Genomic DNA, 10,794 nt, shown 5'->3' with positions numbered 1-10,794 from the left:
AAGCAATTCCTTTCCCTGCTCGTTCAGTTATGTATAATGATGAACTATATCCTTGCTATTCCATCGAGCAAACAGAAGAAATTCCCATTATCACAATCAATGAAGAGTCCATTGGATTCAAGCGAGTAGAGTATCCACAGTATGAAAATAAGAGTGTCCAGTTTTTTGATGGTCAAGGTCTAATGAGCTTCCAGTTTGCAGAGCGTATCAGACAGCATTTGAACCTATCCTATTCACCTAATGCAGTTCAGGGAAGACTTCCATATATTAAAGGTAACTTTATCCGGTTCGATCTGATGAAATGGTTCAAGGAACATAACGTGACACAAATAAAAGATGTTTTTGGTGAATCTAAGCCGATCATCGACAAACAGGGTCGTCCTATTGATCTCATCCTCACCAAATCCTGCTTCAAAGCATGGCATCAATACAGTGAGGAAGAAGCTAAGCCTAAGTGTTTGTTTGAAAATATAACGGAATATGAAGCATTACTGAAAGTACATAATCATAACAATTTTTGGGTCGCCAATTATGCGAAGCCAGCATACCAGATGAACGCCTACACACCACTGACATACCAATATATTCATGCGCTGAATCTCACATTGAACGATTTATTTCAATTAGCTACGCCTCTAATGGATGTCATCAAACGTGTACTACATGGACAAAAGGATGACACCCATGGAAAGTGGCTTCGAGATATTGCTTACACGAAAGCATTCTTACATATGTTAGTCCAAGAAGACGATGAACCTAAAAATGAAGATGAGGAATCCGACGAACAGGAAGATGAAATAGAACGGGGTCAGAAGAAACAATTTATAAATGAAATCATCCAAGCCATCGATTTGAATGAACTAATGCTGTATGACGGAAATGTCCGCAAATTCATCGTGAAGCAAGCCATGCTGAAAGTACAGGATATGTTGAAAGGTCGTATCCCGATTCGAGGTAGCTACTTTTATCTAACCAACGATCCGATTGCGTTTATGGAGCATGCCAGCGGAAAACCAGTAACAGGTGTATTGAAGAAGAACCAAGCCTTTATGAATCGGAAACGTGGAATGCATGCTTTATTCCGTTCACCGTTAACGATATTTAATGAAGTCGGTAAGCTAGATTTTGTACAAGTACATACCCGATATATATGTCATCTGGACAACGTGATTGTTCTGAACTGTTGTGATTTAACACTGGCAAGACTTGGACTAGGAGATGTGGACGGAGATACGGCTCTCTGTACCAATGATCCCACCATACTCAAGGCAGTGATTGATGCTCCTACGATCATCAATGAAGATGATAAAAAAGTAGCTGCTCCTGTACCGAATCATATGGACAGTATCGTCAATATGGAGCTAAAGAGCCTACATAACCTGACGGGCAGATGTACGAATGTGAATACGTATTTTCAGAATCTGGCTTTGGAGGAAGGGAGCCTTCAAGCACGCGTTTTGGAAAACTCTGTCCTTAAATTTCTCCAAGGTCAAATCATTGATGCGACCAAAAATGGATTGGAAGTAGAGATTCCATATGTGCTGGATCGTCTGGCTATCCAAATGCCGTATTTCTTTCGTTTTGCGAAGGGTGGCAAGGCAGAGGATTATCAGCACTCGATGAAATCGCCGTTTAATCAATTTTGCGTTGTGGCAGAAAAGTATATAGATGACAAGTTCCAGATGGAAGATGGCAAACTGGATCAGTCCATTTTCAGCATCGAGAGTACGAGACAACTGATACAGGATATGAGTAAAATTAGCCAGCCCAAGTTTCTGAGCTATCTAGCTCGCATTGAGCCACTGTATACAGAATACAACAAGCAGAAGAAACCAATTGATCATCGACGTATGCAATTTAATGAGCTGAAAAAATGGGAAAGGGATAATGATACCCGGAAAGCAATCAGCGTGGAATACGCCAGATTAAGAGAGGAATACCAAGCTCAGTGTGAAGAGATCTGTCCTTATCCTTCGATACTTGCCAGTGTTGCTGTTGAGATCGCATATCAAAACTACAGAACGTACTCCTTTGCATGGCTGTTTGTAGATGGGCTACTGGAAAATCTAAAGCAGCATGAAAATGTTTTGAAGATGGAAGTACGAAAGGTGAACAGGCTCACGAATCGTAATGTAGAAGGCAAGGAGCTTATCATTCAAGCTGGCATCGCTACAATAGATGATCTGGAGTTTCCATTCTATATGCCGGACGGTGTGTATTCATTATTTGAAATCATGGGGCAGTATTTTATCGGGTATGAAGCTGAACGAGAAACCGTAGTACAAATCAGTAATACGCCTTCTTTGCTGGATGGGAGAAGTACAAGACGAACATTGAAGGATTATTCGCTTGGCTTCAGCACATTGAAAAAGTCTCAGGAAGAATCGCAGTTGATAGCTGACGATGTATTGGGTAAGAAATTGAAAATTCAGGTAGTCGAGTACCGATACGTTCATATTATGGATGAGCAGGGGGAATTAAAATGTATAATTCCAAGAGATCAGGTCATTCGCCGAGATGAGGGGCTATCCTTACTGGATTTTAATGGTACAGCAATTGAATTTTTATCTATCGAGAAAGTCACGAAATCGAGCTTTAAGGCGATAGTTCATATCGACTAACGTGAATCATTTGTCTGTCATGATAGGCGCCTGTTAACACGGGCGCTTGGGTGACACCTGCTATAGGGTGCAATTCCACAATGACAGGAGTGAATCTGAATGAGCTACTTTTATTGTTACGATATTCATTTGTTTAATTATCTGACGAGTAAGGGGTTCTCGTTTATAACGAAGGCACGACATTATAAGACGAATGTTTTATTTTCCATGTATCTGAAAACGCCAGAACTATCTGTAGCCATTGATGAATGGGAAGCAACAAATCATTAAAATGTAGATGTTAGAAATCATGTGAGGAGCATTTGATGAGAATTGATGATTATAAGCCAAAGCAAAATGTAACTGAGAAGATAAATGGGGAGGAGGCTGAATGGAAAAATGGAGATATCATTTTAATAAGCAGTGGGACAGCATCAGGTAAATCCTATTTTATTCGAAATAAGCTGGAACAATTAGCGGATCAGCAAAATGTGAACATACTTTTATTGGTCAATCGAAAGAACCTGTATAAACAGAATAAAGAAGCTATCGACAATTCACTGTTTTCAAGAATCAAAGTTGAATTATATCAAACGATTGAGAACCAGCTAAACAATGACGAGGAGTACGATTTTTCTCCGTATAAATACATCGTGTGTGACGAATCACATTACTTTACTACAGATAGCGGATTCAATGATAATTCGGATGATTCCCTTCAGGCCATCCTTAATTTACAGTCTCAAATCAGGATTTTTATGTCCGCAACAGGTCATGTGTTATTCTCTTACATCAAGGATCAGTACAGACATAAACTCAAACAAAAAGGTAATAAAATATGGACGTACTCCATTCCAATAAAATTCAATCCAATTGCATCGTTATCCTTTTATACAGACTTTTATGCAGTAGAAAAATGGATTGAGCGCAAATTCAATAAAGCTAACGATAAAATTATATATTTTGCAGACACGATCCAAAAGGCTTTTGAGCTTCATGTGAAGTATGACGATTCACTATTCGTATGCAGTAAAAGCAGCAAAAACAGAAAGTATCTCAAACATGTAGATGATGATCAAGTGGAGTCTATGGTCAAGCAAAATAGGTTTGACTGTAAATATCTATTCACCACGACGGTGCTTGATAATGGTTTTGATTTGAAGGATGAGCAAATTAAATTAATTGTGTGCGATCTATTTGATGTGGATACGATGCTACAGTGTATTGGGCGAAAGAGATTCAAGAATGACCAGGATAAGGTTCATGTGGTGTTACTGAATCGAAGCAATCGAGATTTGAATAATTACTTGAGAACCGTCCAGAAGAAACTGGATGAAGCAGATGCTTTTATTCATGGTGGAGTTGAAGAGTGGAAAAAGCTAGTGGGTAAATTTTCGAGGAAATCCAATTACATCATTAAAGACAACACAACGAGTGATGGAAAATATAAATCGAAGAAGACGGTGTCCAGAGTTAAATATCTTCAAGCTGTAGCTACGAGAGATAGGCTTAAAGCAATGCTGGATCAGAATAGAGAAACCAATAATTTCAGGGAAGAAACTGGAGGGAAAAAGGAAAGCGATGCCTATATGATGTACATTTCGAACTTATTACATAAAAATAAAATCACGTTGATTGAGAAACGATTTGAGCAAGAAGAATTATGTAGCTATTTAGATACGATAGTCGGTAAAAGAATATACAAAGAGGGTCAGAAACAAGTCATTGAAAAATTTGATATCAAGGATTATCGAGGCAGATTACAAAAGGATATTAGCCAATTACAATCCTACCTACAATCGAATCAATTAAAATATGCGATTGGTAGTTTTCCAGATAACCGAAAAAAGTTAGAAGATGGAAGCAACAATCCCCATAAAGGAAAGCGATATTGGTTAGTTAGCAAATTTAACGGATAAATCGGTTACAACAAAATAATCAAATTTTTCTCATTTTCGATATTGCCAAAAAGGTAGTACATATAAGGATTTTTTTAATCTTGGACCGCAAATTGTGGAGTAATGCTTATATATACATATATCCATGATTTGCTGTCCAGATGATAAAAAAGTCAATGAAATCAACCGTTTTATGAATTAAGGAAACTTAGAAAATTACGAAAAAGTGAACTTAATTAGCCACAAAGGGGTTGGGTGTGGGAGGGGAAACGGGGGCAGGCGATACTACCGTTTACGAAGCGCAGCGAAGTGGTTTTATCGCGGTTTTGAGTTTCCCCTATCCCACGAGTAGATGAATAATATAAAGTTCCATTAAAACTAATTTTACATAATGATTAGAGAATTTATTAAATAGACTATTGATGTAGTAGTGTGCTTCGCACAGGGCTTGTCAGCCCGTAGAGAGGTCGTGATGTGAATACACGTTCTATTCAACGGCGAATTTAATAGAGTTATAGATTACCGCTTTAAAATTTTCATGTTTCATATTGAATTTTATCTTGCTCAAAAAAATCGAAAAGGGAGAGATTTTAAACTTGGATTTGATCACAACTCAGGATTGGACAAAATTTAGAAATTTAGAAACACTACCACAGAAAGCCGGGGTCAGCCGGGACAAACTTGGACTATTGGTTGCGAAGGAGTTGGCAGATAACGCTCTGGATCATTGTGGACACTGTGAAGTGGGATATGTGGAACCGAATGGATTCTATGTAAAGGATCAAGGTGAGGGGATCAATCCTGAATTATTGCCCAAGCTATTCTCCATTAATCGTCCGTTTCTGTCTAGTAAAATACTACGGATGCCAACTCGGGGAGCATTGGGAAATGGACTTCGTGTCGTATCAGGTGCGGTTATTGCTTCGGGTGGGAGTTTATGCGTATCCACACGTGGACAAAGATATCAGATTCATTTCCAAGCAGATGGAACCTCTACGGCTAAGCAAGTAGGCGATTCTCCTCATACGGGAACGAAGATTGAAATTCAGTTTGGTGATTCATTAACGCCAAACCTGAAATGGGCAGAATCAGCAATTCATTTTAATCAGGGTGAAGAGTATAAGGGGAGAACATCTGGCTATTGGTACACGTCAGAAGCATTTTATGAATTGTGCCAAGGTTATACAGGTAGTGTACGCGAGTTGGTTGCAGAATTTGACGGTTGTACAGGTACGAAAGCTGGAAAAGTGGCAAGCGACTATAAAAGCAAAGTGGTTCAATCGCTTTCGTTTGCTGAAACAGAATTATTGCTTTGTGTGATTCGGAATAACAGTAAGCCCGTAAATGGGAATCGACTTTTTGGCATAGGTGAGATGTCTGGTAACGGCTACTACAGAATGGATAGCCAATTTACAGTGGACAGTGGAAAAGGGGAGTATGTAGCTGAAATTCCTTATGTTATGGAGGCATGGGTAGATTATAATCAGCCCCATGGATTAGATTTTCTAATGAATAAGTCCCCCACAACAGGACAGATGAGTTGGTATCGTGGGAAGCAAGAGCAAACGATCTCAGGATGTGGGTTGTTTGAGGATATCAAAATGAAACCAGCCCGTGTAGTAGTGAATATGATTACGCCTTATATGCCGATTATCAGTGATGGGAAAGCACCGGATCTCAGGCCGATGAAAGAAACGATAGTAGCGGTCATTCAGAAGGCAGCTAAACGAGCAAAGAAGCATATTCCTCCAACGGATAAGAAAAAGTCACAGAAGGTTATCATTCTGTCTCATTTACAAGTAGCCATCGACAAAGCAAGTGGTAACGGTAAGTATCCCTTCAGCTTACGCCAACTGTATTATGCCATTCGTCCTTACATCAATTCAGAGTTAGGTCGCCAGCTTGAATATGGAAATTTTTGCGGAATCATTACCAACTATGAAAATGAATGCGGAGAGATTCCAAATTTGTATCGGGATAATCGAGGTGTATTGTATCACCCTCATACAGGTGAGGAGATTCCTATCGGTACATTGACGGTTCAAAACTATAGTCGACCGAATTGGACATTTAATAAAATCCTATACTGCGAAAAGGAAGGTTTATTCCCGCTATTAAAGCAAGCAAAATTCCCTGAACGGTATGATTGTGCATTGGTTACATCGAAGGGATATGCCAGTCGAGCCGTTAAGGATTTGCTGGATATGTTGGGGGAAACGGAGGAGGAACTACAGTTCTTCTGTATCCATGATGCTGATGCTGCTGGAACTAAAATCTATGAGACATTGGTGGAGGAAACGAAAGCTCGCCCAGGTCGAAAAGTACGAGTGATTAATTTGGGACTTGATCCAGAGGAAGCTGTTCATATGGGTCTAGAAGTAGAAAAGTTAGAAAGGAAGAGAGACGAGAAACCTGTAGCGGGTTATGTAGCTGGCGAATGGAAAGATTGGCTACAAACGAATCGAGTCGAGTTGAACGCCATGGATTCCGAGTTATTTGTTTCTTGGCTGGAAGGGAAGATGTCTGAGTATGATAAGGGCAAGGTCATTCCAGATTCATCAACGCTTATGCTAAGCCTAGAGCAAAGCATTCAACAACGTGTCGAGCAAGAAATAATGAATGAAATTCTACGAGAAGCCCATTTGGAAGAACGTGTACGTCAACGAATGCTTCACCTTTCGCCTGAATTAAGTGAACGATACAAGGTATTGGAAGAGGAAGTATATCATGTACTGGACAACCAACGGGAGCAATGTTGGCGAGAGGTCATTAGTAATATAAGCGATCAAATTGAATTGTAGAAGCTAGCGGAGTCACGATTTAAAATTTGTAGTTTTACGACAAGAAATTTAGCAAGTTGAATGATGATTGAAATATCAAAAATTTAAAAATACATATCATACACGGGAATTCTGGCTATTGGCTAGGGTTCCTTTTCATTTTAGAGAGGAGAAATATGAATGCTATTAATGTTACAAGCAATAATCATAGAAATATTACGATTTGTTACTGCAATTGGTGTGTTTTACACCTGGATTTGGGTCGCAGTCTTTTTAAAAGCGAGTTTAGAAAGGGGGATCAAGTGGATTGGAAATCAAATTCGTAAACGTAGAAACGTTAATTCCGTACATAAAAAACGCCAGAAATAATGATAAGGCTATAGACATAAAGGAGCAAGTATTATAAATGAAATGGATGAAATTGAAGATCGATCAACTGGTACATGCGGAATATAATCCAAGGAAGGATTTAAAAGCGGGTGATCCAGAGTTTGAAAAGATCAGGAATAGTGTTATCGAATTCGGTTATTGTGAACCAATTATTTGTAATAGCGATTATACCATCGTGGGAGGCCACCAACGTGCCAAAGTGTTGAAGGTACTCGGATACGATGAAGTCGATTGTGTCATCGTCGATGTGAATAAGTCGAAAGAGAAAGCTCTGAACATAGCGCTCAACAAAATTACAGGGGAGTGGGACTTTGACGCACTGGCTACATTATTAGATGAGTTGAAAGAAGCAGATTATAATATTGAGCTAACGGGCTTTGATTGGTCTGAAGCGGAGAAGTTGTTAGACTCATTGCATGAAGATACAGCAGCCGATGAGGAAGATGATTTTGATTTAGAAGAAGCTTTGCCTGAACATCCGATCACTCGCAAAGGTGACATTTGGCTACTTGGTAAGCATAGGCTCATATGTGGAGACTCGACTAATCCGCAGGATATTGTAACATTGATGAATGGTAAAAAGGCTCAGCTCATTGTAACTGATCCGCCCTACAATGTGGACTATACAGGTAAGACCAAGGATGCATTGAAAATTGAAAACGATAAGATGGATAATCACGAGTTTTATAATTTCCTATTGGCAGCTCATACTCGAATGTATGAAGTAGCAGATGATGGAGCAAGTATTTATGTGTTCCATGCCGATAGCGAAGGCTTGAATTTTAGGAAGGCATTTATTGAAGCTGGATTCAAACTGGCACAGTGTTGCATATGGGCTAAGCAAGCAATGGTAATGGGTAGACAAGATTATCACTGGATGCATGAACCCGTATTATATGGTTGGAAGCCGACAGGTGGACACTACTGGAACAGTGATCGTAAGCAAACGACATTATGGCAATTTGATCGCCCTTTCCGCAATGAGTATCATCCCACGATGAAGCCGATTCCCTTGATTAGCTATCCGATTAAAAATTCAAGCAAGCTTGGTGATATTGTGTTTGATCCATTTGGTGGTTCAGGTTCAACATTGATTGCTTGTGAAGAGACTGAGCGGATTTGCTATACGAGTGAGCTTGATCCAAAATATGTAGATGTGATTGTGAAGCGGTATATTGCCCATGTTGGCAACGATAGCGGTGTATATTTGATTCGGGATGGTAAGCGGTATAGCTATCAAGAAGTAGTTGCTGAGTCGGCAAGGTCAGAGGTATCATGTGCTGACTAAACCGAAAGGGTGATTCAATTGGGTAAGGCAAAAGTGAATATGGTGGTTCGATTCCTGAAGGGTATGCAAGCCGAAAAGGTAAACGTGCTGGGAGCTGAGGAAGCTTGTGAGGATAATGAGCTGATTCAGAAGGTGATTGAGGATATCGAGTTGTTTTATGAGGCTGAGTTAGAAGGGTAAGCTAGAATACATATGGGGAGTGGGCTATATAGTCTATTCCCTTTTTTTGTGCTGGAGGTGAGCAGAATGAGCAAGAACAATAACAATCCCAAAAGGAATAAACCAAAAATACTGACTAAATATGATCAATTCGTTGTGCCAAGACTGAAGGATATTCCCGTTTGGGTACGTGAAGGAGCAACAGATGAAGAGATTGCTAAGCGACTGAACATTCATATTTGGACATTAGGCGATTATAGAAGGAAACATCACAAATTTGCTGAAGCATTGGAACGTCCAACTAAATGGGAAACACATGTATCCCCTAGATTAGCGGAGATTCAGCAATGGTTCGAAGAAGGCGTGAATGCAGAGGATATCATCAAGAAACTCGACATTGGTAAAACGACTTGGTACGAGTATATAGATAAACATCCGATGCTGGCTGAACTAGTCAAATGGAGCAGATCTGTCCCCATATCACACGTAGAAAATTCACTTTTAAAAGCTGCTACGGGCTATGAATATGAAGAAATTAAAACAATAGTCGAAGAGGACAAAAATGGAAAAAAGAAGACTCGTATTGAGAAGGTGAAACGATATCAGCCTCCCAATCCGACAGCGATGATCTTCTACTTAAAGAATCGCGCACCCAATGAGTGGAATGATCGACGTGAGTTGGTGGTGAATACGAAAGCGCTGGAACAGGAACGTAAGCAGCTATTTCTGGATATGATTGAAGCAGATGTAGTGGATGCAGACTATGAAGCTATTGAGGAATCGGTTGAGATTGAGGAAGGATACCTAGAGCCGGATGATTCGCAGTCATAACGTTATGCCGTCAGTATTTGTATAGATAAACGCCAGTTTCAGCCCTGAATTAGCCCCAAAAGTAGCCAGAATCAGTGCATAAGATAGGTTATGCAAACGGTGGACTTTGCCCCACATCAACGGTATGATGTGACACACAAAGCGAAGGGTGGGGGCGAATATGGAGTATATTCAAGGGTTTGAAGCACATTTACGGAGCAAGGATCGGAGTGAAAATACGGTTTCCTGCTATACTAGGGACGTATTGCAGTTCATAGCTTGGTATCGGGGCAAGACGGAATATGGACTAGACAAGTGGATTGAATTGGATGGGGTAGAATACAAAAAATATCTGCAAAGCACCAACCAAGCGATACTGACCATCAACCGCAAGATCGCCAGTATCAACGTATTTGCACAATGGATGCATCAACAAGGCTATATAAAGGAAGAAATACATATCGAAGCGGTCAGGAACAAGGTCGTTCGGCAATACAAAGGGTTAGCGGAAAAGGATTTGTGGAAGCTGCGGAATGAAATTCACCGTATGGGTAATCGAATGCATATCTGCATGATTGAATTGTTGCTGGGAACGGGAATAAGAGTAAGCGAATTGGTTGGTATCCAATTGAAGGATATTGAAATAAGTGAACGCAAAGGATTGTTGAAGGTATTCGGTAAAGGAAACGCCTTCCGCACCATTCCATTAAATAAGGATGTGCGAAAAGCCATTACTCGGTATCTTGAAGTCAGACCACAGGTTGATTCAGAACACTTGTTTATTGGGCAGCGCGGAGCCTTGGAGCGAAATGCGATTAATCTGATTTTGAGCAAATACGGGGATCGAGTCAATGTAAAGGTTACACCCC

Annotated in this window: 8 protein-coding genes; all 8 read left to right on the top strand. The window is 40.1% G+C overall.

Features of this window, described 5'->3' with window-relative positions; all coding sequences use genetic code 11:
- On the top strand, nucleotides 1-2,621 hold a 2,621-nt coding region (locus QD47_RS27970; RefSeq protein ID WP_044649198.1), incomplete at its 5' end, for an RNA dependent RNA polymerase.
- 99 nt (nucleotides 2,622-2,720) lie between these two features.
- Nucleotides 2,721-2,891 carry a hypothetical protein gene (locus QD47_RS32750; RefSeq protein ID WP_165264052.1) on the top strand — a complete coding sequence of 57 codons (171 nt, stop codon included), beginning with the start codon at nucleotides 2,721-2,723 and terminating at the stop codon, nucleotides 2,889-2,891.
- A 35-nt stretch (nucleotides 2,892-2,926) separates the two neighbouring features.
- Nucleotides 2,927-4,519: a DEAD/DEAH box helicase family protein gene (locus QD47_RS27965; RefSeq protein ID WP_044649196.1), complete on the top strand. Its 1,593-nt coding sequence runs from the start codon at nucleotides 2,927-2,929 to the stop codon at nucleotides 4,517-4,519.
- Between the two features lie 575 nt (nucleotides 4,520-5,094).
- Entirely contained in the window at nucleotides 5,095-7,299 is a 2,205-nt protein-coding gene (locus QD47_RS27960; protein ID WP_200893540.1) for an ATP-binding protein, read from the top strand.
- 385 nt (nucleotides 7,300-7,684) lie between these two features.
- The gene (locus tag QD47_RS27950; protein ID WP_044649194.1) at nucleotides 7,685-8,956 is read left to right on the top strand and encodes a site-specific DNA-methyltransferase; all 1,272 of its coding nucleotides are present in this window, start codon (nucleotides 7,685-7,687) and stop codon (nucleotides 8,954-8,956) included.
- Between the two features lie 18 nt (nucleotides 8,957-8,974).
- Nucleotides 8,975-9,136, top strand: a complete 162-nt coding sequence (locus QD47_RS32745; protein WP_200893539.1) for a hypothetical protein — start codon at nucleotides 8,975-8,977, stop codon at nucleotides 9,134-9,136.
- A 66-nt stretch (nucleotides 9,137-9,202) separates the two neighbouring features.
- Complete coding sequence (locus QD47_RS27945; protein WP_044649193.1) at nucleotides 9,203-9,946, top strand: hypothetical protein; 744 nt, start codon at nucleotides 9,203-9,205, stop codon at nucleotides 9,944-9,946.
- A gap of 160 nt (nucleotides 9,947-10,106) precedes the next feature.
- On the top strand, nucleotides 10,107-10,794 hold a 688-nt coding region (locus QD47_RS27940), incomplete at its 3' end, for a tyrosine-type recombinase/integrase (RefSeq protein WP_044649192.1).

The organism is Paenibacillus terrae (genome assembly GCF_000943545.1).
GTDB lineage: Bacteria > Bacillota > Bacilli > Paenibacillales > Paenibacillaceae > Paenibacillus > Paenibacillus terrae_A.
This window is presented reverse-complemented; position numbering and strand designations above follow the sequence as displayed.

Bases quoted from the DNA above. Each gene is read 5' to 3' on its own strand.
- QD47_RS27950 (WP_044649194.1), top strand. From the start codon at position 7,685: ATGAAATGGATGAAATTGAAGATCGATCAACTGGTACATGCGGAATAT.
- QD47_RS32750 (WP_165264052.1), top strand. From the start codon at position 2,721: ATGAGCTACTTTTATTGTTACGATATTCATTTGTTTAATTATCTGACG.
- QD47_RS27945 (WP_044649193.1), top strand. From the start codon at position 9,203: ATGAGCAAGAACAATAACAATCCCAAAAGGAATAAACCAAAAATACTG.
- QD47_RS27965 (WP_044649196.1), top strand. From the start codon at position 2,927: ATGAGAATTGATGATTATAAGCCAAAGCAAAATGTAACTGAGAAGATA.